The sequence below is a fragment of the Sphingobacterium sp. UBA2480 genome, from assembly GCF_002341965.1.
Lineage (GTDB): Bacteria > Bacteroidota > Bacteroidia > Sphingobacteriales > Sphingobacteriaceae > Sphingobacterium > Sphingobacterium multivorum.
Genome location: NZ_DDPA01000007.1, coordinates 472,248 through 497,152 on the forward strand (window position 1 = coordinate 472,248; position 24,905 = coordinate 497,152).

At 44.9% G+C, this 24,905-nt stretch carries 15 protein-coding genes; 10 read left to right on the forward strand and 5 right to left on the reverse strand.

What is annotated here, in order from left to right:
* Positions 1-201 precede the first annotated feature (201 nt).
* The 5 genes from B3600_RS15330 (at position 202) to B3600_RS15350 (ending at position 7,689) form a co-directional block, all read left to right on the forward strand.
* On the forward strand, positions 202-1,917 hold the full coding sequence (locus B3600_RS15330; RefSeq protein ID WP_286753557.1) for an FAD/NAD(P)-binding protein: 1,716 nt from the start codon (positions 202-204) through the stop codon (positions 1,915-1,917).
* A gap of 138 nt (positions 1,918-2,055) precedes the next feature.
* Positions 2,056-5,670: a response regulator gene (locus B3600_RS15335; protein WP_286753558.1), complete on the forward strand. Its 3,615-nt coding sequence runs from the start codon at positions 2,056-2,058 to the stop codon at positions 5,668-5,670.
* 77 nt (positions 5,671-5,747) lie between these two features.
* On the forward strand, positions 5,748-6,122 hold the full coding sequence (locus B3600_RS15340) for a response regulator (RefSeq protein ID WP_159333172.1): 375 nt from the start codon (positions 5,748-5,750) through the stop codon (positions 6,120-6,122).
* Positions 6,119-6,946 carry a CheR family methyltransferase gene (locus tag B3600_RS15345; RefSeq protein WP_286753559.1) on the forward strand — a complete coding sequence of 276 codons (828 nt, stop codon included), beginning with the start codon at positions 6,119-6,121 and terminating at the stop codon, positions 6,944-6,946. Before B3600_RS15340 ends, B3600_RS15345 begins: the two co-directional genes overlap by 4 nt.
* Positions 6,947-7,032: 86 nt before the next feature.
* Positions 7,033-7,689, forward strand: coding sequence for a response regulator transcription factor (locus B3600_RS15350; RefSeq protein ID WP_286753560.1), 657 nt, complete (start codon positions 7,033-7,035; stop codon positions 7,687-7,689).
* Between the two features lie 194 nt (positions 7,690-7,883).
* Here the strand turns inward: B3600_RS15350 and B3600_RS15355 are convergent, their stop codons facing one another.
* Complete coding sequence (locus B3600_RS15355) at positions 7,884-10,613, reverse strand: DUF5695 domain-containing protein (protein WP_286753561.1); 2,730 nt, start codon at positions 10,611-10,613, stop codon at positions 7,884-7,886.
* Positions 10,614-10,885: 272 nt separating this feature from the next.
* Between B3600_RS15355 and B3600_RS15360 the strand changes: the two genes are divergently transcribed.
* Entirely contained in the window at positions 10,886-14,287 is a 3,402-nt protein-coding gene (locus tag B3600_RS15360; protein WP_286753562.1) for a family 43 glycosylhydrolase, read from the forward strand.
* A gap of 33 nt (positions 14,288-14,320) precedes the next feature.
* On the opposite strand, the gene B3600_RS15365 is transcribed toward B3600_RS15360, so the two are convergent.
* On the reverse strand, positions 14,321-14,800 hold the full coding sequence (locus tag B3600_RS15365; RefSeq protein WP_286753563.1) for a hypothetical protein: 480 nt from the start codon (positions 14,798-14,800) through the stop codon (positions 14,321-14,323).
* 189 nt (positions 14,801-14,989) lie between these two features.
* Between B3600_RS15365 and B3600_RS15370 the strand changes: the two genes are divergently transcribed.
* Entirely contained in the window at positions 14,990-15,913 is a 924-nt protein-coding gene (locus tag B3600_RS15370; RefSeq protein ID WP_286753564.1) for a hypothetical protein, read from the forward strand.
* Between the two features lie 51 nt (positions 15,914-15,964).
* On the opposite strand, the gene B3600_RS15375 is transcribed toward B3600_RS15370, so the two are convergent.
* Entirely contained in the window at positions 15,965-17,425 is a 1,461-nt protein-coding gene (locus B3600_RS15375; RefSeq protein ID WP_286753565.1) for a tagaturonate reductase, read from the reverse strand.
* 190 nt (positions 17,426-17,615) lie between these two features.
* Positions 17,616-18,587, reverse strand: coding sequence for a helix-turn-helix domain-containing protein (locus B3600_RS15380; protein WP_286753566.1), 972 nt, complete (start codon positions 18,585-18,587; stop codon positions 17,616-17,618).
* Positions 18,588-18,682: 95 nt separating this feature from the next.
* Between B3600_RS15380 and B3600_RS15385 the strand changes: the two genes are divergently transcribed.
* Positions 18,683-19,180, forward strand: a complete 498-nt coding sequence (locus B3600_RS15385; RefSeq protein ID WP_286753567.1) for a transposase — start codon at positions 18,683-18,685, stop codon at positions 19,178-19,180.
* A 44-nt stretch (positions 19,181-19,224) separates the two neighbouring features.
* Here B3600_RS15385 and B3600_RS15390 read toward each other — a convergent pair whose 3' ends face one another.
* A complete protein-coding gene (locus tag B3600_RS15390) occupies positions 19,225-19,440 on the reverse strand; it encodes a hypothetical protein (RefSeq protein ID WP_286753568.1) in 216 nt (71 codons plus the stop codon).
* Between the two features lie 511 nt (positions 19,441-19,951).
* On the opposite strand from B3600_RS15390, the gene B3600_RS15395 reads away from it, so the two are divergent.
* Positions 19,952-23,059 carry a SusC/RagA family TonB-linked outer membrane protein gene (locus B3600_RS15395; protein ID WP_286753569.1) on the forward strand — a complete coding sequence of 1,036 codons (3,108 nt, stop codon included), beginning with the start codon at positions 19,952-19,954 and terminating at the stop codon, positions 23,057-23,059.
* Positions 23,060-23,074: 15 nt separating this feature from the next.
* Positions 23,075-24,679 carry a RagB/SusD family nutrient uptake outer membrane protein gene (locus tag B3600_RS15400; protein WP_286753570.1) on the forward strand — a complete coding sequence of 535 codons (1,605 nt, stop codon included), beginning with the start codon at positions 23,075-23,077 and terminating at the stop codon, positions 24,677-24,679.
* Positions 24,680-24,905 lie beyond the last annotated feature (226 nt).

Consider the following 24,905-nt stretch of genomic DNA (forward strand, 5'->3'; position numbering starts at 1 on the left):
TGTTATTTGTTATCATTTTTGTTTATTCGAAAAACAGCAGGCATTGCATGATCGTTTGCAGAATCCGATATTCAGGTATTTAAATCGTAGCCCGTATTTATCCCATTTTTTATTGCACGGGAATAAATCTGTCTAAAACTTTCTGCAATTTGCCCTTGTTCTTAAAACCGAATACTGTCCATTAGGCAGGCAACGAAAACTATGCAACAAAACATTCATGTAGCCATTATCGGGGGTGGACCCAGTGGCCTGTTTATGTACAAAAGATTGATCGAAAAGAATATCGCCGGTCTCAAGGTATCTATTTTCGAATCCCGAAAACAATTGGGGGCAGGAATGCCTTATAGCTACGAAGGTGCCACACCGGAGCACTTGACGAATGTATCGGATCATGAAATCCCGGCACTGGTCACGACGATTGAGGATTATGTTCAATCCCTATCGGAGGCTACGCTCCGTACTTATGGAATCGATGTGGACGATTTTAATCGCTACAAGGTGGTTCCACGGTTGCTTCTGGGCCGCTACCTGTCGGAGCAGTTTATGTTATTGAAGCGGATGGCGGATGAACAGGGCATTGAAACACAGGTTCACCTCGCTAGCCAGGTTACTGATATTATTGACCTCGAAGGCCAGGCGCAGGTTAAAATCACGGTGGGCAGCACCGATACCTATATCGTAGACAAGGTAGTCATCTGCACCGGACATAAGTGGCCAACCAAGTATGAGGGCAATGTTGAACATTATTTCGAATCGCCCTATCCACCGTCCAAGTTGGCCTTAAAAACCAATCACGCCGTCGGGATACGCGGTGCTTCGCTCACCGCAATCGACGCTATCCGTACGCTGGCTCGCCACAATGGTTCTTTTGAAGCCTTGGAAACAGGAGAGCTAAGGTATGAGATCGACCCGGGAAGCGAAAATTTTAAGGTATTGATGCATACCCGTAGTGGACTGCTTCCTGCGATCCGCTTCCATCAGGAAGAACCTTTCCTGGCCAATAACCTGGTGATCTCCGAAGAGGAGCTGATGCTTAACAGGCTAGAGAATGAGGGTTTCGTCTCGCTGGATTTTCTGTTTGAGCGCAATTTTAAAGCGCAGTTCAAGGAAAGAGATCCCGACTTTTATGCGATCGTGGAAAAGCTCAGCCTGGAAGACTTTGTAGAGGCAGTACTCCATTTAAGGGAACAGAAAGATGCCTTCGAGGGATTTCGCCAGGAGCACGAACAAGCGCTGAAATCTATTAAAAGGCGCCAATCCATCTATTGGAAGGAAGTGCTTTCTGCCTTGAGTTTCACCTTAAATTATCCCGCCAAGTACATGTCTGCCGAAGATATGCTGCGTTTAAAAAAAGTACTCATGCCGCTGATTTCTATTGTCATCGCTTTTGTGCCGCAGAGTTCCAGTCGTGAGTTGCTTGCGCTGTACGATGCCGGCCGCCTGGAAGTAGTCAATGTAGGCAACGAAAGCCGGGTTGAACCAGCGAGCGATCGCGGCGCCAATTATTTTTATACCGATGAATCAGGGATCGAAATAAAATCGCATTATAAGACATTTGTGGATTGTGTGGGACAGCGACCGTTGAACTTTGAAGAATTTCCATTCAAGAGTTTGGTCGACAATGGCCATGTCAGCCCAGCCTACTTACGGTTTCGCTCCGTGGAACAGGCCAAGGAACAAATGCTGGCAGGCAATGACCACATGTTTGTGGCACCGGATGGCGCTATTTTTTTGCAGGTACCCGGTGTAAAGATAGATGACAGCTTCCGCTTGGTGGATCACAGTGGTATAGCTAGCCAACGTCTTTTTATGATGGCCGTACCTTATATGGGGGGCTACAATCCGGATTATTCAGGCCTTGATTTTTGTGCTGCGACATCGGCTATCATTGCCGGCAAGATTGCGGAGAGCGGATAAATACGCAACTTTTTGTTAAAATACGGTAAGATGGTTGAGGGCCGGCGGCGCAGGATTTAATTTAGACGCCCTATTGCTATATTTGGCCGCCATCTAGACCATTGGTTGGCATAGTCTTAACTCAATTGATGAAAAAGCATGCCTAAAACTATTTTAAGAAATCTGCAGATAGGTTTCGGAATATCCTTGTTGATCCTGTTAGCGAGCTCAACGGCTTCTTATATTAGTATTCGTAAGCAGAGCCATAATAGTGCGATGGTCGACCACAGCCGGCGTGTCATGAGCCGCGTCAACAAAATTCTGCAGGATCTGCAGAATGCCGAAACTGGCCAGCGCGGCTTCCTGCTTACAGGTATGGAAAAATTTCTGGATCCTTACAAAACCGGCCTTCAGTCGCTGCCCCAATCGCTGAGCCGTGCGCACGACCTTACGTCCGACAATCCCGAACAGCAGCAGATAATCGATACGCTATCCACACTGGTACAATCCCGACTGGCAAAACTTGAAAACCTGGTCAATATCAAAAAGCGTGGTGGAATGGTCTCCGTATCGCAGCTTGAGGAGGGCAAAACCTATATGGACAGTTGCCGTTTGCTGATCAGCAAAATTATCGATCGTGAAGAACTTTTGCTCAATAAGCGTTCGGAAGAACTGAGCCGCTCTTCGGGCTATACCTCCATCTTTGTTTTGTTGGCCGCTGCTGTGTCCTTATTGATTACCCTCTTCTTTTACTTCCGCCTGCGAGCGGATTTCTTTCAGCGGGAGCAGCTGCAGAATGACCTGAAACGTAAAGATGAAGAGATCCAGCGGCGGCTGAGCATTACCCAGCGCATCGCTCGGGAGATAGCGGCCGGACATTATGATATGCAGATACAGGATGGCGAACAGGACGATCTGGGCAGCCTGACGGGATCCCTCAATGAAATGGCGCGTTCGCTCAAAACATCTTTTGAAGAACTCAATAATAACAACTGGCATCAAGCTGGACTAACCCAATTGGGCAACCTGTTGATGGGTAATAAACAGCAGGAAGAGCTCACGGCTGTCACGCTGAGCCATCTAACAAAATATGGCAACTGTGTCAACGGCGCCATCTACCTGATGGAACAGGGTGAGCTTGTCTTAAGGGGATCCTATGGACTTGAAAATCCCGAACGTAAACGCTTCGCCCCAGGTGAGGGTATGGTCGGCCAGGTCTTCAAAGACAAGAAAGAAAAATTATTCGAAAACCTCGAAGATACCCATTATGTCATCAGCTTTGCTGCTGGGAAGGTACTGGTGAACAACCTTTTTATACTGCCTGTTTTTGATGGTAACGACTGTATCGGTGTACTGGAGTTGGGCTCACTACAACCTTTTTCGAGCATTCAGCTGGCATTTTTTAGGGATGCTGTGCAAAAGGTGGGTACGACACTTGCGGCGGCCCAAGCCAGACTGGTGGTACAGAATTTATTGGAAGAAACCCAGGCACAGACCGAAGAATTGCAGGCACAGCATACCGAACTGGAATCGCTCAATTCGAGCCTCGAGATGCATACCCATAAGCTGCAGGCTTCGGAAGAGGAACTCCGCGTACAGCAGGAAGAATTGGTGCAGTCTAACCGGGAATTGGAAGAGCGGTCCAAATTGCTGGAGGATAAAAATGTGGAGATTGCCGAACGCAATCAGGAAATACAGAAAAAGGCGGCGGAGCTTGAACAGAGTACGCGCTATAAGTCTGAATTTTTGGCCAATATGTCGCATGAACTGCGTACTCCGCTCAACTCAATTCTATTACTTTCACGCTTGATGGCCGAAAATTCGGATGGCAACCTGAATGAAGAACAGATGGAATCGGCAGCTGTGATCCAGAGTTCGGGAAAGAGCCTGCTGACCTTGATAGACGAGATTCTAGATCTTTCCAAAATAGAATCTGGAAAAATGGATCTGGATGTACAGCCTGTATTTTTTGCCGATATAGTGAACGGGCTGACGGCGATGTTCGCACCAATCGCCGCCGACAAGCAACTCGGATTAGAAATGAGCGTTGCGGAGGGAATGCCGCTGAAGCTCGAAACAGACAAGCAGCGCCTCGATCAGATTTTACGTAACCTATTGTCGAATGCCATCAAATTTACAGCTTCGGGTAAGGTTACCTTGCATATTGACCGCGAACAGTCGCAGAGAAACCGTATCGTATTTGAAGTGCGCGATACCGGAATCGGGATACCGAAAGACAAGCAGCATCTGATATTTGAAGCATTCCAACAAGCAGACGGTTCTACACGCCGCAAATTTGGCGGTACTGGACTGGGGCTCTCCATCAGTCGGGAACTGGCGCGTCTGCTCGGAGGCGAAATCTTGCTGGATAGCGAAGAAAACAAAGGCAGTGTATTCCGGCTGATCCTTCCAGCGAAGACTTCGGATGCCGCGCCAGCTGCTTTCGGCACGGTGCAATTGTTGCCGATAGAGCTAGACTTCGCTGAAGGAGCATCTACAGATGGAGTGCAGACTTCGGAAACAGTGAACTTACCTGCCGAAAAGACACTGGAGATACCTATTCCAGCCGATATTCCTGATGATCGCGATAGTATCGTCGCAGGCGACCGCTTTATTTTGATTGTTGAGGATGATATTGAATTCGCAAAGATTCTGCTGAAATATACGCGCCAGCAAAACTACAAGGGTATCGTGGTCGTCCGTGGTGATATCGCGGCTGAGATGGTGGCCCGTTATATGCCGTTAGCTGTTCTGCTGGATATTCAGCTTCCGCTCAAAGATGGCTGGCAGGTAATGGCTGAGATCAAGGAAAACCCCAAGACTCGACATATACCGGTGCATATTATGTCTTCTTTAAAGGTTAAGAGAGAAAGTCTGCTGCAGGGCGCCATAGACTTTATCAATAAACCAATGGCATTGGAGCAGATGGGTGATATGTTCCGTAAAATAGAAGATGCCCTCACGCGGCATCCCAAAAAAGTACTTATTGTTGAAGAAAATCCCAAACATGCGGCAGCGCTGTCGCTCTTCCTCGGAAGTTTTGACATTGCCTCGGAGATCAAGAGCAATGTAGATGATAGCATTGTGGCGCTGAGCTCAGACACTGCCGACTGTGTGATACTTGATATGGGGGTTCCAGACCGTGTTGGCTACGAGACATTGGAAGCTGTAAAACGAAATCAGGGTCTTGAAAATCTGCCGATTATTGTATTTACCGGTAAGAACCTTTCGCAGGTAGAGGAAATGAAATTAAAACGGTATGCGGATTCTATCATTGTCAAAACGGCTAATTCCTATCAGCGTATTTTGGACGAAGTGGGCTTATTTTTACATCTCGTAGAGGAAAATAATGGTCCTTCTACCAAATCTCCGGGTAGACTTGGCTTTTTGCGGGATGTTCTGCAGGGTAAAAAGGTGCTTGTAGCGGATGACGACATCCGAAATATCTTCTCGCTCACTAAGGCGCTCGAAAAATATCAGATGACCGTGGTCCCGGCAACAGATGGAAAAGATGCGCTGAAACAGCTGGAAGATAATCCGGATGTAGCGGTGATCCTGATGGATATGATGATGCCCGAAATGGATGGTTACGAAACGATAGCTTCGATCCGACAAGATCAGCGCTACGAAAACATGCCCATTATTGCTGTTACAGCCAAATCAATGATGGGGGATAGGGAAAAATGTATTGCCGCAGGAGCGTCTGATTATATATCCAAACCGGTGGATATTGATCAGCTTTTGTCCCTACTTCGCGTATGGATGTATGGATAATAGGTATATAAGGATGATGGATGGATTGATTATTAGTAAGGTGTTAAATATAGACAATAGGGGGATACTAAAACTGCATGGATAAGAACAAAATCATATTGATTATTGACGATGATCAGAACAATATATTTGCATTGAAATTGGCCCTGAAGTCAAGAGGTTTTCAAGCGATAGGCTGCCTGTCTGCTGAAGAGGGACTTGCTCAGTTACGGGATCATGCCGGCATAGGCCTTGTCCTCATGGATATGATGATGCCCGAGATTGACGGTTATGAAGCCACTCAGCTGATTCGGAAAACAAAGAATGCCTGTGAATTGCCCATCATTGCGGTGACGGCACAAGCCATGACCGGCGACCGTGAAAAATGTCTGGCTGCAGGGGCGAATGGCTACATTTCGAAACCGATAGACATTGAACTTCTGGTACAGCTAATAGGGGAAATAAAAGGATGATTACGGGAAAAAAAATTGTCAGCCAAGAGCAGGTGATGATGCTGATGGAGGATGTGGAGCGTCTCTATGGTTACGATTTCACCCATTATACGAAAGCCTCCTTATCGCGGCGAATCAACCAACTTTGCCTGCTGGATAATTTTGCGAGTTTTGCCGAACTGCGTTACCGTGTTGTCCACGATCCGGAATACCTGCAGCGATTTGTCGAAAAGATGACGGTCAATGTGACCGAAATGTTTCGTGACCCTAGCTTTTTTGCACATCTTCGCCAGGAAATCCTACCCAAATTGCGCACCTACGCCTTTATCCGTATATGGATAGCTGGCTGTGCAACAGGTGAAGAAGCGTATTCACTGGCCATTCTATTGCAGGAACATAATCTGCTGCATAAATCGCTGATCTACGGCACCGATATCAATCCCTCAGTGCTCGAGCAGGCAAAGAAGGCTGTTATCCCGATGGCAAATCTAAAATCCTATGTTGAAAATTATCAGCTTTCAGGTGGTAAAGCTGATTTTTCATCGTACTATACCGCGAATTATAACTGGGTGAAACTCAATCCCGCATTGCGGGAACGAATTGTATTCGCTTCGCATAATCTGGTGAATGATGCTTCTTTTAATGCTTTTCAGCTGATTCTATGTCGCAATGTGCTGATCTATTTTGACACAGAGCTGCAGGGCAGGGTATTATCGCTCTTTGATGAAAGCCTCGAGACATTTGGTTACCTTGCCTTAGGCAGTCAAGAGACGCTGCGCTTCTCTGCGCTAGCACCCAACTATGATCAGGTGGGAAACGAAAAAATATGGCGCAAGGTCAAGTAGAATGGACTACTTTTTTTTTAACTGGATAGTATTAAAAAATTAACTTATTAAAAAAAATAAAGTATCTTAGTAGGATTGGAGGAAAAATGACTAAAATTCTTTTAGTTGATGACCACCGGCTTGTACGCAATGGGATACGCTTGATAATTGATACCCACGACAAGCTTACGGTGGTAGCTGAAGTAGATAGTGCGGAGGATGCACTGATCTACCTCGAACAAAATACATTGCCGGATCTGGTTTTAACTGATGTGAATATGCTTGGGATGGATGGCATAAGTTTTATCCGTATGGCCAAAAAAATCTATCCGGATGTTAAGTTTGCCATACTGTCTATGATAGAGAAACCAGCTGACGTTGCCGAAGCTTTTCGGAGCGGAGCGGACGGCTATCTGTCCAAGGGTGGCGATTATGATGAGATCTTGTTTGGCTTATTGCGCTTGGCGCAAGGTCACAAGTATCTGATGACCAATTTCGGTTTGCGCTTTATGGAAGATTATAACGTTGAGAGCAGTGCTACGGTCGATGTAGGTTCGCGCCTGGCACAGTATGAGATTTCCGATCGGGAGTTTGCTGTGCTGGAGCTCATTGCACAGGGTTTCACGGCAATGGAGATTGCGGATAAAATTTTTCTAAGCAAACGAACCGTTGAAGGGCATCGCCAGAACTTGATGGATAAGACAAAAAGTAAAAATACGGCAGATTTGATCCGTTTCGCTTTTCAGCAAAAGCTATTGAGTTAGCGCAGGATTTTTCGAATGGAGAAGACATTAGGAAAGGTATCAGGAAATATGCTGGTAAAGTGAGTTATTAAGAATCGGGCTTCCATCTAAATGGAAGCCCGATTTTTTGGAGTCTTACGATCGCTTTTGTTTCTAGCGTGAATGCTAGCGTAGATATAGCCCATGTTTGAGTCGATCGTTGCCTGGATTTTTTGCTACTTCAGCTTTTTCAATTTTACCGTTTTTGTTGATAGGGGTATTACATAGCGATTCATCGCATCTTTGTTTATTCCTTCCACTTCATAATGGCTTTCTGGATTTACATTGAGCAGCATATTCGTGCTATATTGGTTTCCATCCGTATTGAAGATTAGGGTGACGCTTCGGTCTTTTTGATCGTACTGTAATTCGGCAATTTCTCCGGCGTCGGTGGTCAGCCAAAGATTTTCTTTTGCCAGAAAGACACGCCCTTTGGAAGCTGTAGTCAGGGCAACCTTGACCAGCTGTTTTTCGGTTTTTAGATTACCACTGAAAGCCAGCCAGCCAAATTCGGGATGGTCGACAATATAGGTTCCCGAATTGACGGCATAGCCATAAAAACCGGTTCCATAATCACCCGAGATACCGTCATTGGCCAGTGTGGACGGGTAAGAGTGGAATGCTCCCGGGCCAAAGCCGTCTTGGGTGACATTGGCCAATGCACCCATCATGCCGGCATGTCCGATACGGAGTAGGTAGAAGTCGTCCGGATGGTCGCGGTAGGCAGTCAGGACGGGAATGGCATTGAGGGCCGAACCATAATGATGCAGCTGCCGCTCGATACGGGAGAGCTTGCCGCCATAGACAAAATCCCAGTAACGGCGCGCACTGCCATTGTAACCCCAGTGCGGAACGGTTGGCATGTAGGCGATGATGGCATTTAGGGTGACTTGAGCCTTTTCATCGAAACCAAAAAAGCGTGACCAGAGGTATACCTCTTCCTGACCGGTAGAGTCCCAGGGCATCTCGCTTCCGAATGGATAATTGAGGGTTTTCCAATGCTCTGCTCGTTTGCGCATGGCAGCTTCAAGCTTATCGGCCATGGTGGTTAATCCTTCCTTTCGGAGGTCATTGAGGACGATAAGGAAAATACTGCCTTCCATTTGACCGAACTGCGCGTAATAAGGCGCTTTTTCGACCATGGCGATACTGGTCTGGTACGCCCGTTCGAGGTACTTGTCCCAGGTTTCCTCGTTGACCAGATTGTTGTAGTTGCGGGCAAGCCTGTACATCACCCAGTGTGCTGCCGCCACGTGTGGGTAATTGTAGGACCGCCCAATGTCGTCGGCTTCTTTTTTAGGCCAAGCAGCCCAGGTCTTCCAGTTGATGTCCGAGCGGTAGGTTCCTGCGGGCATCGAGTCGGGTTCATAATAAAAGAGGCTTTTGACAACGCCATATTTCTTGTCGCCTTCTTTATGCTGGATATGGCCATATAGCGTCTCATTGACAAAACGTTTCAATTTGGCTATTTCCTGCTGATTGGGCTGTAGTACCTGTTTCATCAGGGCGGCAAGCCAGCTTGCGGCACCGGCTTCATCGCTTAGACCCGCAAACCAGGCACTCTTATTTTGGGTGATGGGCTGCTGTTCTTCATAGTCGTAGGATATAACAGATGGTGATCGGTCAAAAAGATCTTTATCATTTTCATACCACTGCTTGGTAGTGAGGAAATGGCCCAGATCTTGGACGACTTCTTTTTCAGATTTGATTACCTTATAGTGTATCGCCTGTGTAATGCCATCCTGGTAGTTGATGGTAAGCCGCGCACGTCCCCAACGATTGCCTTTCACTTCGTATTCCGTCCAGTGCTGTGCTGTATTTCCTTTTTTTGTCAGGGTCAAAGCACCATCAGGATAAACACTGACATTTTTGACCGCTTTGCTATGCTTAACAAAAAGTTTGGCGGGATTGTCCATGGGGACAACATATCCGGGAAGCCCAACAGCAACAGGCCTATTATTTTTCAGTAACTCCGATTCAATTTGTCGGATACTTGGTGCGAGAACGAATTTTAAGGCAAAGGTCTTTGATTCCTGTGGCTTCAAGAGGGTAGAAGTCGGTGTATTCCATTGTTCTACGCCTTTCCAGTCAGTCTCAGCATGGGCCTTACTGTGGATCAGCCATTCATGAAATCCCTCAAAGGTAATACTTCGGGGAGTCGGGTCGGTATTGAGCGGATTGTAGGCTTCAAAGCCTGCATTTTTATAGGGCAATACTAATAGACTCGGTCCATTGCCATGTAGACGGTTGACCTGTAGATAACCCGCATCTTGGCCGATATAGGGATCGAAAAACACATTCTGTGCATGCGCCTGATCGAGATTTTTCCAGTCCATGTTGTTATTGAATGGAAGGGGAATGCCCAGCGCGCCAATTTCGATGGTATAATCAGTTGGATTTGAAATCTCAAAGCTAAGGATCAGGTCGCCATGGTCATCTTGCCAGTTGCGGATGATCTTTAAGGGGATGTTGTTGAGCGTAGGACTAATATCCGCGCTGGCCAGGTTGTTTTTTGTAGGACTTAGCGCCTTTACGTGCTTACGCGCTGTAGCCGATGAATAGGCGCTCCAGGAGCTGTCGCCCTGACGACGCAAACTGATCGTGATATCACCGAAATGAAAAAATTGATTACGGTCTCTTTTGTGAAGGAGTTCGACAGGTGTATAGTCAAAGTCTTTTTCGCTTCCGTTGGGACGAAAAGAAGATAGCGTCTGCGACGCATTGAGAATGGCTACGTTGAGGTTTTTGAGGGTAAAGCTTTTGGCGCCCTCTTCTACGCCTAAGGTGGCTTGCTGCGCTTTGACTGCTTTCCATACGGGGTGTTCGTCCTGCTGGCTATATACGCTGCTTGGCAACTGTGTGCATACGAGCGCAAATAGGATCCAATAGCATTTTTTAAGATTCATTTTAGATATTTTAATACTCATTATAAGACAGCTAAGGTCAATGCTCTTACAAAGATGAAGGATTGTACCCTGTATTTATGGGTAGATTTTAACCTTCAATAGCCCATTTTTAACCAGTTAGCCCTCAAAATTTGTAATGCGATGACTGAAGTTATAAATTTAATGTTAAATAGACATTTATTGTAGATTTTATTTGTTGTAAAGTCTGTTAAATGGCAATATCGTTTCTTATGTACCTGTAAACTCTTATGTACTGTAAACTCTGTGTTATCATGAAACATCATTTTTCTTTCGCTATTTTGGCAGCAATGGTTATGTCGTTAACAGGGCTGGTGGCTCAGCCATTGAAACCGTACCAACAGCCTAATGTATTGAATCCACTGCTGCCCGGATATTTTGCGGACCCGAGCATCAAGAAAATTGCCGATACGTATTATATCTATGCGACTACGGATGGGAACGGTTGGGGCGCAGGCCCTTCGCAGGTGTGGAGCTCCAAGGATCTGAAGAACTGGACCATTCAACCCATGAACTGGCCCAATACACATTGGTACTGGGCGCCTGATATGACGCAAGGATACGACGGGCGATATTACCTCTATTATAGTCAGCCTGTAGAAATTTTTGGGGCAGTGGCCGACAGCCCAACGGGACCTTGGGAACCTTTGGTAGCCGAAGGCAAATCGATGATCCCTAATTATATGATTCCAGGTGTAATTACCCTGGACGGGCAAACCTTTCGGGATGATGATGGCCGCATTTATCTATTTTGGGGAACCTGGGGAATCTACCCCGATCATGGATGTGGGGTGGGGATACTCAACAGGGATATGAAAACGTTCGAAAAGACAACATTGATACCCAATACGGTGGCAAAGGACTTTTTTGAGGCTCCTTATATGTTTAAGCGTAAGGGCATCTATTACCTGATGTACTCCTCGGGGCATTGCGAAGATGGTACGTATCGTGTTCAGTACGTTAAAAGTAAAACCGGTCCCATGGGGCCTTTTGAATACCCATCGACCAATCCAATATTGATTACAAACGAGGATGGCAGTATACACGGTCCAGGACATCATAGTATTCTTGAACAGGATAATCGTTATTTCATTGTCTATCACAGGCACAACAATCCACACGCTGGGGGTGGCTTCCATCGTCAGGTTGCCATGGACGAGCTATTCTTTACGCCTGACGGCGATATTGAGCCGGTGCGGCCCACACATGTTGGTGTACCGGATTTGTTTCCAGCAGTAGCAGAGCCAGTCGATTTGGCTTTTGGTAAAACCGTGACGGCCTCTTCCTGGTACAATACCGACTTTAGGCCTTCTTTTTTAGTAGACAACAACAATGGAACGCTATGGCGGGCCAAAAATAATCAGGGACCCGCCTGGGTAGCTATCGACTTAGGTAAAACAATGGATATACAGACCATATCTATTCAGTTTGAATACCCGACGTATGCCTATCGATACCGACTCGAAACCTCTATGGATGGTATCGTCTGGGAAAATTTTGTGGATCGCTCGGATAACGACCGCTGGGCGAGTCCTATTGTAGAACATGGCAAAGCTAGGACGAGATATGTTAGGCTAAATGTATTGAACAGCCAATTGAATGGACTTCCTTGTGGCGTTTGGAGCATGAAGGTGTATGCACAAAAGCTTCCACAACAGACGCTATGGTCCGCAGCACAAAAGATGCCTGTGCAGGAATTCGCAGTGGGTAATTTGATCCATATCGATGCGGCCAATTACCAGGAAGGACAATACGTAAAAAGTATCCAGAATAAAGGGCTACTCGGGGGCATATTCAGCACGGAACAGGCTCTGGCTGTTAAAAATTATCAGGGTAAAAAGGCATTCTTCTTTGATGGTGGGACTGTGCTGCGATCGACATTCGCCGTGCCACAGTCGTTGGCTGCAAATGGCTCCTATAGTATAGGACTATGGGTCAATAATCCGGACATAGACCGATTTGAACAGCTGGTTGCCTGGTCGTCGGGCCAGCAGGATCTCAGTAAAGCGATTTTTGGTTATGGTACTGATGCCGGACGTGGGGCCATCACGCATGGCTCCTGGCCTGATTTGGGATATGCATCGGTTCCGGACTCAAATGTGTGGCATCATATTGTATTTTCCTTTGACGGCTATCAGGAGTCTGTTTATGTGGACGGAAAGCTGCAGCGCAGGGAAAATAGGATGCTGTTTGTCAAGCCCGGGGATGTTTTTGTCTTGGGAGCTTCGGATGTACTGGACCAGCATTTTTCGGGCTATGTATCCAGTTTGCAGGTATATAATACGAGCTTGGATGAGGAGGAAGTGGTTAGGTTGGCCAATGAAGTGCCTAAATCGAATTTCTTTGCGCTGCAAACTGACGATTTAAAGCCCGGAAAGCTCAGTACCTTGCGGAACCATGGAACAGCAAAGGATACTTTAGTGACGGTTGACGATGCGATGGTCATGGTAAGGGGAAATAGACTGGCACTGAAAGGTAAAGCTTTTGAAAGTGCGGCGCTAAGGGAGATTCTTCAGCAGCAGCGGTATACGCTTTATTTTGATTGGTATGACGATGGTATCTGGCAGCATGCTGTGCTTGTCAATGATAAAGGAAAGAAGAGCTTTTATCGCAATGGGAAGATTGAAAAGCGCGTGTTTTCTGACAAACTGCTGCAGGTAAGTAAGAATACCCTCGAACTGGCTTATCCATTTCATTTCTTTCGCGCCTATGCTGGTACCGTAACATCGGATGAAGTAGACGCAAAGTTCAGTCAGTGGAAAGCGGGCCTGGCCAAGGGACTGGACGGGTATGTTCCGCAGGTGCTTTCTCCGCCGCACCTGATCAATGCCGATCAGGTATTTGCACAGGTAGAGAAAAAGCCAGGAATGTGGTATTTATTCCGTTCTGATGGTGAGAGCTCAGGCTGGAAGCAGCAGTCTTACCACCTTTTTAAATCATCCGGACCCGGAAAATCTATCGAAGTTCTTGCGAAGGATGCCTTTGGCCATGTCAGTGAGCCGGTAGTGGAAGCGATTTCGGCGCAAAAGCCGAAATTGGTGCAGCCAGCACAGGATGATAGCTATTCAGCCAAGGATCAGAAAATTCCTTTCTGGGATGGTTATCAATACAGTGAAAGAATCGATAGCACACAGACAGCGCTTTCCTGCCTGGCTGGAACCTGGAAAATCCAGTCCAAAAATACCAAATGGGGCGATGCAGATCTTCTAGCCCCGTTTGTTTTTAAAGAGCTGGAGGGCGATTTCACGCTAGAGGTTAAGGTAAGTGATGTGGTAGGCCTGGGCCGTAAAGTACGTACATCAAGTGAAGCTGGTGTCATGATTCAAAGCATGGATCGTAAGGATGCCTACATCAGCAATTGTATTTTGACGGGATGGAACCTGGGCAACCTTTCGCGGAGCATCGGTCCACAGATTTTTCAGGAAGAGAATACAGGAACGGGCCTTAATTTTTCGCCTTACCTTCAGGTCCAAAAGGTCGGTAGTTATTTCTTTTTGCGTTGCTCGATAGATGGTGTGGATTGGAAAGATCTGCCTGGAACACCGTTTCTACGTCCCGATCTGAACGGCAAAAGACTGCGCGTTGGCCTTTACCAGATTGCCGGTAACAACCAGTTGGGCTATGGCGAATTTGAAAGACTTCGTATCTGGAAATAAAAACAGTGAGTAGATGAAAAACGGTAAGAAGGATCACTTGGAGTCATTTGGCGTTAAAGTGCTGATTAATGAGTCAGCCTCCGCCTTTCCGACAAGCCTGGTGGATGATATGGTCTGCAATTTATAGCGGATATCCACCACTTTCGCTTGTATATTATAGCGAGTCATCACTTTCAGGACCTTGGTATATTGCCTCTTTTCGGCATCGTACCCGAAAGCGAAAAGATCCAGTTCTTCCTTGATATTGCAGCCTTTAAAATAAACATTTTTCCAACGATGTCCTAAATTGCCGATGGGATTATACCAGATGATGGAAGAATCGAGATTTCTTCTGCCCCAGCTATCGGGAATGGGATACAGGCCCAGTTTCTTACGCTGTTCATTGTAATGAACGCCATATTTTTCGGTGATACAGGTTTTGCTGAAATACGACCGGATGGAAGGATAAATGGGCAATAGAATAGCAATAAAAGATAGTACGACAAATAGGTTCCGAAAAGTGGTCTTCTTCATAAGTGGTCTTTTGATGTTGCTAGGCTCGTATATTGTGCACCTTCATTGTATCTGTCTACAATGGATTTCCTGTTTTCATTTTAAATATATTAAAAAATATGGAGTGATACGCTTCTAAAGTAAAATTAGGGCGATCAAAAACATTATGAAAAGGTTATTGTTGTAAAAAATAAGGTATAACCTCAGGTAATGAAAATAATTCTTCTAACGCTTAGATCCTTTCTCTTTTTGTCCGTATTGCTGTTGACAGCCTGTTCGACCTTGATCAACAATGTTCAGGTACATACGTTGACAACAAATTACTGCGCGCCAAATGTGGCCTATAGATCAATTCCAATACAGGAAATCACTGCCTCGGACAGTATTCAGTTAAGGAAAATCTTTTCTTACCATGATTTTGTGCTGATCAGATATCTCAATCTGGCAGAACCTATCATCCAGTATTTGGGGACTGCGAATAATGCTACGCTGAAATTGGCGGCCAAGCAAAAGATGATTGAAAGGTACATGCTGTTTGAGACAGAGCTGAATGCCATCGCAGCAGAGTTGGATTGTAATGGTGAGCGTATCGATAAGCTCGCAGGTTATATAGACGAACTGAATGCGAAAACGCAGACCCGTCTGACTGTGGCTTCTATACTACTGGGAGCCGTTACAGCCGTGACTGCAACCACGGTCAAAAATGATGGTCTCAACAATGGGTTGAGTATCGCTGGCGGGGTCGGCACCGCCGTATTGGGATTTATGACACTAAACCCCAAAGGTAAAAGGATCAAGATGCAGCTGCAGCGAAATATGCTTGAAAGTATTTGGTATCAAAATAATAAGCAGCAGATCTACCCAAGCTCAGTTTGGGGAATTCTGTCCGAGAAAAAATTTAGCAACGCTGAAAATTTTTCTTTGATTGAAACAATGCGGCAGCGTTGGTTGCAATATGGTTTGGATGATGAACCGGATAGTCCCCTGCAGCAGCTTTATTTTAAGGATGGTGGAACTTTTTCAGCCGAGGAACTACATGATCTAGCCAATATGCACAATGAACTACAGGCGACCATTCGTTCCATCCAGCAAGATATGCGAAGTTTAATACTGGCCATTCATACACTGGAATGAGGTTAAGTCCTTTCATTACTGAAATGACTAGTCACATATCTAATTTTGGTCCTAGTGGGCGTTGATCTTTAGATATTTTTCAATTGCTTGCCCGATACTGTTGGCCTCGATAAATTCAACTAATTCCTGTACCAGGTTAGAAAATTCAGGATAGTCCGCGAATGATAGCTCCCAGATATCCTTATCGGACAGTAAGTCGTGAGTGGACTTTAAACCGTTGATATACTGGCTCAGCTTGGGTTGGAGGTCGTCCTGAAAAACAAGCCTTCCACTGGCGGCTTCACGAATGACCAGCAGATAAGCCGCAACACCAATGGCTAGACCCACTGGTGGTTTGCCCTGAAAAGAATACCATGGGGCGATCAGCGGAAACACACGCATTTTCATCTTGGTGGTATACTGTAAAGCAATAGCATGCCAGCGGTGGGCAAGAAAGGGATTTTTAAAACGGTCGATCACCGCCCTGCCAAACTCTTCCCATGCTGCTTGCTCAATATGGGCATAATGCTGTAGTGTGGGGCCGATTTCGTTGAAAAGAATATGGCGGATATACCGGTCAAACGCAGGAACCTGAAAAAAGTCCTTCACATATTCTACAGAAGACAAAAGCGCGATGCCGCAGCATAGGGTATGGGTAGCGTTTAATAAACGTAGTTTGATCTCTTTGTACTGCTCGATGTTGGCTACAAGTTTAACTGCAGGATCAATTGCAGCAAATGAAAGTTGTTTCTTTACGGTTTCACTGTCTGTTTCTATTGCCCAGAGACAATATGGTTCGGCCATAATAGCGAGTAGGTCTTCATAGGGGAACTTGCTGCTCGAGATACTCCCTGGGACGATACGGTCGACGAGTGAATTGCAAAAGTGGTTGGCCTCTTTAATCCAGCTGACAAATTCGGGATTAAGATTTTGCCGTTCAGCTATCTTGAGGATGATTTTTTTAAGTACCTGTGCATTGTCGGGAACGAGTTCCGTCGGGATAATAATAAGTCCTTTGCTTGGATCGCCGTTGAAATGACGGAATCTGGTATAGAGATAAGCGGTTACTTTAGCTGCAAAGCTTGCCGGAGGATTATCTCCGATGTCACCTTGATCTTCGACCAGACCTGCTTCTGTAGTGTTGGATAGCAGGATTTCCATCTGCGGATTTGTAGCAGTTTCCAAAATTTCTGACCAGCTTTGCTGTGCCGACAATACCCTGGAAATGGAGGCATTTACTTGCTGACGATCGACAATCTTTCCATTTGAATAACCCTGCACGCAGAGGGTATATAGCGCATCCTGTGTATTGAAAGCTGAACTGTCACCTTGGGTAGTTGATTTTACAACCAAAATTCGTCCATTAAATAGCCCTGCCTGATTCGCCCGATGGATAAAATCATCGGGTAGTCCTCTCAAAAGGGAACCTGTCCCAAACTGAATCACTTTTTCGGGTAAATCGAAAATGGAGGAGTGGGGTAGATCTATATTGTGAACAGCTATATTAATCAGATTTTCTTTAGACAGCTTCATGTGGCGTAAGATTAGATTCTAAAAATCAAAAATGATGACGCAACTATTTATGACGCGCGCATATTTATCTAAGTACAAGTCTAACGGATCTTCATCTTATTTACAAATGAAAATAATCTAGCAGCCTTTATTGGTCGATATTGTACTATCTTTGGTCGATAAGCATCCTGTCTTCGAAAGGAATAGTATGCTACTTGACCTGGCTGGGACTGACCGCAAACTTTTTCTTAAATGCAGTACTGAAATGCTGCAGCGAACAATAGCCCATTTCAAATGCGATTTCAGTAACCGGTTTTTTACCCTCGAGAAGCTGGTTTTTAGCAAGCTCTAGACGCAGGTCGGATAGATAGGAAAATGCAGTTTGATGAAATAATTCTTTAAATCCCCGCTTTAGCTTATATTCATTTATCCCGGCTATCTTTGCCAGTTCAATCAGCGAGGGAGGCGACTCGATATTGTCGACCAGATAATCGCGTGCGAATATAATCCGTTCTTTATCGTGATCATATTTGAGGTAGGTAGAATTTGAATGCTGGATAGTATTGAAGGACTCTGCTTGCAGGACAAGTAATTCAATGGTCTTCGAAAGAAAAAATAACTTTTTGAGATCGGCAGCGTAATTACAGTTCAAAATCGAATGAATGCAGTTCAGTTGGGATAGATCGATGTTCAAATTGGATTTGGAAAATAGGATGGGCTTCCCTGCTACAATGCTATCGGCAAATCGTTTAAGAGATTCGTTTCCATTTTTTGATATGTTCAAAAAAGATTCCTTTTGAAATTGAATCACTAAGGACTTCATTTTTAATTCATCAAACATCATTTTTCCCTGCGCCTGTGTGCCATAGCTTAGATTATGCTGATTTTTTTTCAATTCAAAAGCAGCTTCCATTCCATCCTGTTGGATCGATGTACAACCTTGCAAATTAAAATGCATGCTGATCAGTTCGGTATCTCCCTTCCAGTCGAAATGCGTTGTCCGGTCAAGAATGGCTTCGGTGTATAGGATTTTAATACCATCAAAAATCCATTGTTTTGACGATAGCTCTCCATCCGGAAGCCTGATGTTAAAGGCATGCTCTTTTAAGCCTTCACCATCGAAGTTATCGTGATCAAAGGCCATGTGAAATGGTTTATCGTCAGTTTTGAATTCAAATCCCATGGTTCCCTAATTTACTAGTTTTACTCCTTTTTTTGCAAGTTGATGCGATGGAAGCGAGGTAGTTTTGTATAGAAAATTAACGATAATTCCTCAACATGCAAAATACTTTTACATTCTCCAAAGCTACCCATTGGCTATTTTATTCAATCTGTGCATACTTTCTGATGAATGGCGCACAGCTTTGGGAGACAGCACTGATGGTGCCTGCGTGGACAGTAGCGCCGCCTTCTTCCCTGATTGTCTTTCAGGAGCCATATGCCATGGATTTTAAGGTTTTCTGGATTGTCATGCACAGCCTACATGAAATTATCTTTATCGTCGCTTTATGTTATAATTGGAAAATAAAAAAGCCCCGGAATTTGATGGTCGCCGTGTTTTTGGCCCATCTTGGCGTTCGGATTTGGACCTTGATCTACTTTGCGCCCACCCTGATGGAATTTCAGCGATTGCCCTACAGTGATACCGTGGACCTGATCCTGAAAGAGAAAGCCATGCAGTGGCGCAATCTCAATATTGTGCGTGTGGTCTTATTTTTTATGCTCAACTTTTTATTGATCTGCGTATTGAAAATAAAAGAAAAAGACGATGAATAAAAATACAAATATTATCCGTGTCGGAGCTATACCGCTGAAAAATATCAGACAGCAGCCTCTTCTTCCTGTAACCGATTAGTTTGTTGTCTTTTGATATCTTTGATGCCTTTGCTACCCAACCATTTCATAAAATGATCGGGATTGTCCGGTATAAAATGGATTACCTGACCATTTTTGAGAAGTAAAGAAAATATACCGCAATTAGCGATGAATTTAATGATTTCATCAGAACGATGTTTCAATAGTGAAAAATATTCCATTAAGTTTGGTTCGTTTTTTTCTTTAAAAAAAAGGTTGGGTAAGATTACCCAAAATATGCGTTAAATGGTTAATTCAATCGATTGCATAAATCAATTCAAAGATGTGAAATATAGTTGATATTTCTTCAAAAGATGAAAAATTATGAGGAATTATTTTTTGCGTTAAATTGTTTTTCGTAGCGTGCTGATCGCTGCATTTTTATAAGCCTTCCCGAAAGACTTTTCCCATAGATTTGCTGTTTTCGTTCGAGAGGTTGGCTTTGAATCTTTAGCTAAAATCAATTGGAGATGTCCTTGATAACAGGTTTTAAACATTTTTACCCTTCTTTTAAATATTCGTTGCAAAGCGATCTTACCGAAACTTCTAGCTTTGTTTTATAACCAATTGGCGAATAGCTGGCTCATTCGAATGACTGATCCGACAAAGGGAATAACGAATAACCAATTTGTATAAATAAATAACCAAGTACTCGCCTCTCGGGGCAAAAAGACATTTATCTCAAAAAAGATTATGAACAGAAATTATGTGTCTTCTTTCTTTTGTTTTCCTAAAGAAAGGAATAGGAAAGTGAAGTGGTTGTTAATGGCTTCCATGTTAATGTCCATTGGACGACTGTCTGCTCAAGAAAAGGTGATCCATGGAAAGATCATAGGTGATCAAGGAAAACCCATTATCGGGGCGTCGATCAAAGTAAAGAATAAAACCCTCAGTACTTCAACCAATGAGAAAGGCGAATTTGTACTCAAGCTCAATCCGGGTGAAATCTTAATTGTATCCAATGTGGGTTATAATCAGGCAGAATATGTAATCGGTAATTCTTCGGAAATTAGTATCCCGCTTGTTGCCGCAGAAATTGCGGTGGATGAAGTGGTTGTTGTGGGCTATGGCAAACAGAAAAAGGTGGATCTGACCTCTTCAATCGCTGTTGTGGACACCAAAGATCTGGTGAAAGTACCTGGAGGTACAATTGCTACGCTTCAGAGCGCCGTGCCTGGAGTGCAGGTAACCAATGGCGCTATCCGTATCCGTGGCGTTGGATCCATTAACGGAACCGATCCGCTCTATGTCGTGGATGGGATGATCGGCGGAGCTATGCCGGATGAAAATAACATTGCCAGCATTCAGGTTTTGAAAGATGCCGCATCAAGTGCCATCTATGGCTCCCGTGGGGCCAATGGCGTTATTTTGGTCACCACAAAACGGGGTAAAGCCGGAGAGGTGAAGCTCGATTATAATGCCTTCGCCGGCATCAAAAATATTTCCCATAATATACCTCTGCTGAACGGACAGCAACTGGCCGAATTGATTAATGAGGAAATGTACAATAAGGATCCTTCACGCAAAGATTATCTGGCCGCGCTGTCTAAACCCTCCGACATCGGGCAGGGGTATAATATGATGGACGAATTGCTGCAGACGGGCAATTATCAACGGCATAATCTCTCGGTTTCCGGCGGATCTCAAAACGCCAATTTTCGGCTTAGCGGTATCTATGCGACAGACAAATCCATTATTATTCAAGATAAAAATAAGTATTATGGCGCCCAATTTATCGCTGATTTTACCAAAGGAAAACTCAAGATAGGCGAAACCCTTTCCTTAGGTTACACCCGCCGCAACTGGAGCGACAAAAATATCATCGATGCGCAAAAGTGGTCCTCGACATTACCGCTCTACGATGCCAACAGCAGCACTGGTTTTGCCGGAGCTGGCAATGGAACGGATGTGCAGAGTGCATTGGCAAATGCATACCTCAATAAAAACGTCAATGACAACTTTTCGGTAAACGGCAATGCGTGGGCTACTTATGAGATCATCAAAGGACTGGTATATAAATTTAACATGGGCATTGATCTTAGCCGCATACGCAATGAAGGCTATATTGGTAATTACTCCGTTGGTCAATATCAGAACCATAATCCGGATGAACTTAATATTTCCAGCAGTCAGAATAACCGCTGGTTATTTGAAAACACGCTGACTTATGAAAATAACTTTGGTAAGCATGCGATTTCGGCTTTGGCGGGAATCACTTCAGAAGAATCCCGGTATAATGCTGTCAATGCCGGGGCCCGCGGTTTGCCAAGTCCGGATGTTTTGATCCTTAATTCGGCATCCCTGGCGAGTTCCCGTCTTGTGGGGTCAGGTGTGGGACAGTCTGCCATGTATTCCATGCTGGGGCGTATCAACTATAATTATGACAATCGTTACCTGTTGACCTTTAACATGCGGCGGGATGGATCGGCCAACTTCAGTAATCAATACCGCTATGGAAACTTCCCTTCGGTATCTGCAGGCTGGCGCATCAGCCAGGAGTCCTTTATGAAAGCGTTTCCTGCAATCAGCGAATTGAAGCTCCGGGCTAGTTACGGGCTTCTGGGTAATTCGGATATTGCACAATATCAGTATCAACGGACGGTTAGTTTCGACCATGTCTGGTATTACCTGAACAATGTGATGGTCACGGGGGCCCTGCCACAGACTCCCTCGAATCCGAATGTAAAATGGGAAAGTCAGTATTCAACTGATCTTGGTCTCGATCTGGAGCTTTTTGATCATAAATTGGCTTTGACAGTTGATTACTATAATAAAAAGACCGAGGACATGCTGATCAATGTACCCATTTCGTTTACCGCAGGCTATGGTAACAACTTTCCCGTGCTGAATGCCGGTAGCATACGGAATCGGGGCTGGGATATCCTGGCTTCCTACAAAGATCAGGTCGGTAATTTTGGTTATCGTATCGGCGCCAATATTTCTTTTGTGAAAAACCGCGTGCTGAGTCTGGGCAACAATAATGAAATTTTATGGGGAAGTATCTCTCCTGGGGGTGAAAACGTCACAAGAACAGCAGTTGGTCGTTCGGTAGGGGAATTTTGGGGCTATACCACCAACGGTTTATATACCAGTCAGGCACAATTGGATGCTGATAAAGCTTTTGCACCCCATGCAGCATTGGGCGATGTACGCTTCAATGACCGAAATGGTGACAAGGTCTTAAATGATCAGGATAAGGACTTCTTGGGAAGCCCGATACCTGATTTTAGCTATGGTTTCAATGCTGATGTAAACTACAACAGTGCTATTGGTACCTTTGACCTATCGATGATGTGGCAAGGAAGTCAGGGAAACGATATCTACAACAATAGCCGATACTGGGGCGAGGGGATGTATCATTACTACAATAATTTTGCGTCAACACTTGATCGCTACCGCGCAGAAGAACTTGTCTTCAAAAATCCCGTATCCGGTGAAACGACCATCTATCCCAAAAATACAGATACCAATATTCCACGTGCAGTACTCGGCGACCCGAATCAAAATTTAAGGGCATCCAACAGGTTTGTGGAGGATGGTTCTTATCTGCGGCTCAAAGTCGTCAACATTGGTTACAGTTTTTCAAGTGCGAGACTTGAACGTTGGAAGATCGACCGACTGCGGTTTTACGTAGGCGCAAAAAACCTACTGACCTTTACCAAGTATTCAGGTTATGATCCTGAAGTGGGCTCAGGCGATACACGCTCCAATCTAAGCCGTGGTATCGATGGGCAAACGCCTTGGGGGTTGAGCTTTCCAAATTCAAGAGAGTATTTTATGGGTATTCAATTTACATTCTAATCCCTTATTGACATCATGAATAGAAAATATATAAAACTCGCAGCTGCTGCATTGCTGATACAATTTTCAAGCTGCAAACCGAATTTGGATCTCTCCAACCCGCAGGAATTGTCGACAGACACCTATTATAAAACAGCAGATCAATTGGAAAATTCGGTCATACCGGCCTACCAGGCACTGATCGGACGTACGCAGGGGGGATATGCGCGTAGTTTGTATTTCGAACTCTTGGCTCCTGGGGATGATTATAATCATACCTTCAAATGGGAACCCATGTATCAGGATACCTACAATACCCCTGCGAGCGATGGGATGGCAGCCCAGACCTGGAGAGATTTTTGGAACGGGGTGTTTGCGGCTAATTTAGCCATCGATCGGATTCAGAAGTTTGAAGGCGAAATAGACCAAAATAGAAAGGATAGACTCTTGGGGGAAGCGTATTTTTTGAGAGCGCTGAACTATTTGCACCTGAGCATGTTGTTTGGCGAAACCATTCCGCTGATCAATAAACCTGTCGAGACCAACGATGATTACTATCCCGGCAATGCACAGGCGGGAGCCGTATATGCCCTAATCGTGGATGACTTTAAGAGGGCGTCGGAATTATTGCCAACGCGGGCAGCACTCTATGCCGACAGTAAAATGATCGGTCGGGCAACCAAAGGTGCAGCACAGGCTTACCTGGCTAAAACCTACCTGTACAAACCGATCTTGGCAAAAGGACAGGCTGCGGATTTTGCAAATGCCGAGATTCAATTGAAAAGCGTTATTGATAGCAAGGAATATCAGTTGATGTCCGCTTACAGCGATAATTTTTTGGAAAAGAAAGAGAATAATCAAGAATCGGTTTTCGAGGTGCAACTTTACAATGGCCCAGGTTGGCTAGGGGACGATATATCGAGTTCATGGCGGTGGCAGGAAATCGGTATGTTTGACGGAACGGGTGGTGCCTGGTGGAATCTGGCGCCCAATAAAATGGCCCATGATGAATTTGAGGAAGGAGATCCCCGGAAATATATGACGCTTTGGTGCGAGAATGGTGCAAAGTTTACGCAACTCGACGGTAAGGTCACGACCTATACGGACTGGATGAAAAACCTGGCGACCAATAAAGATTTCTTTGGTACCCGGAAATATTGTCCGGATGTTCAGATCGCTGACTTTGATAATGGCAACAATGATCGTATTTTTCGCTATAGCGATGTGCTGCTGCTTTATGCGGAATGTCTCAATGAACGTGGCGATATCGCCGGAGCGAAACAATACATCAACCTGGTGCGTAAGCGCGCCAATAATATCGTTCCCGATGAGCAGCCACACCTATGGTATCAAAAATCCAATGGAACAATTCCTGACGTAGATGGATTGATCGCTCAGGGATTAGTAAAAAACGGCGTTCCTTTAAATACGATCAAAAATATTATCGTGCATGAGCGATTTGTTGAATTTTTGGGTGAATATCAACGTTATTTTGACCTGTTACGGTGGGGGATGGCCAATCCAAGCTGGCTGGAACCTTTAAAAAAAGGCGGCTGGTCTACCAAAGCAATGTTCTATCCTTTTCCACAGTCGGAATTGGACAACAATAAAAATTTGAAAGGCAATGATATGAACAATTGATTTGGGAAAATAGATGTTTTTATTTATTCATAGTTAGTGTTAGGTGGAGGTGTCCTTTTTAGGGCACCTTTTTTTTGTTCAACTGATCAAAAAGAATCCTGTGTCGATATTGTACTAGTATTGATCGATTATGTAGTTTCTTTCCTGATCCAATACAGGTATTTTTGGTATTCAAGTAGATAACAAATTATAAACCGGATGCCTTTGTCGTGCTATTTGTGTCGAG

Coding starts and splice junctions, on each gene's coding strand:
- B3600_RS15345 (WP_286753559.1), top strand. CDS start 6,119: ATGATTACGGGAAAAAAAATTGTCAGCCAAGAGCAGGTGATGATGCTG.
- B3600_RS15360 (WP_286753562.1), top strand. CDS start 10,886: ATGAAACATCATTTTTCTTTCGCTATTTTGGCAGCAATGGTTATGTCG.
- B3600_RS15380 (WP_286753566.1), bottom strand. CDS start 18,587: ATGGGATTTGAATTCAAAACTGACGATAAACCATTTCACATGGCCTTT.
- B3600_RS15350 (WP_286753560.1), top strand. CDS start 7,033: ATGACTAAAATTCTTTTAGTTGATGACCACCGGCTTGTACGCAATGGG.
- B3600_RS15385 (WP_286753567.1), top strand. CDS start 18,683: ATGCAAAATACTTTTACATTCTCCAAAGCTACCCATTGGCTATTTTAT.
- B3600_RS15395 (WP_286753569.1), top strand. CDS start 19,952: ATGAACAGAAATTATGTGTCTTCTTTCTTTTGTTTTCCTAAAGAAAGG.
- B3600_RS15340 (WP_159333172.1), top strand. CDS start 5,748: ATGGATAAGAACAAAATCATATTGATTATTGACGATGATCAGAACAAT.
- B3600_RS15375 (WP_286753565.1), bottom strand. CDS start 17,425: ATGAAGCTGTCTAAAGAAAATCTGATTAATATAGCTGTTCACAATATA.
- B3600_RS15370 (WP_286753564.1), top strand. CDS start 14,990: ATGAAAATAATTCTTCTAACGCTTAGATCCTTTCTCTTTTTGTCCGTA.
- B3600_RS15330 (WP_286753557.1), top strand. CDS start 202: ATGCAACAAAACATTCATGTAGCCATTATCGGGGGTGGACCCAGTGGC.
- B3600_RS15400 (WP_286753570.1), top strand. CDS start 23,075: ATGAATAGAAAATATATAAAACTCGCAGCTGCTGCATTGCTGATACAA.
- B3600_RS15355 (WP_286753561.1), bottom strand. CDS start 10,613: ATGAATCTTAAAAAATGCTATTGGATCCTATTTGCGCTCGTATGCACA.
- B3600_RS15335 (WP_286753558.1), top strand. CDS start 2,056: ATGCCTAAAACTATTTTAAGAAATCTGCAGATAGGTTTCGGAATATCC.
- B3600_RS15365 (WP_286753563.1), bottom strand. CDS start 14,800: ATGAAGAAGACCACTTTTCGGAACCTATTTGTCGTACTATCTTTTATT.
- B3600_RS15390 (WP_286753568.1), bottom strand. CDS start 19,440: ATGGAATATTTTTCACTATTGAAACATCGTTCTGATGAAATCATTAAA.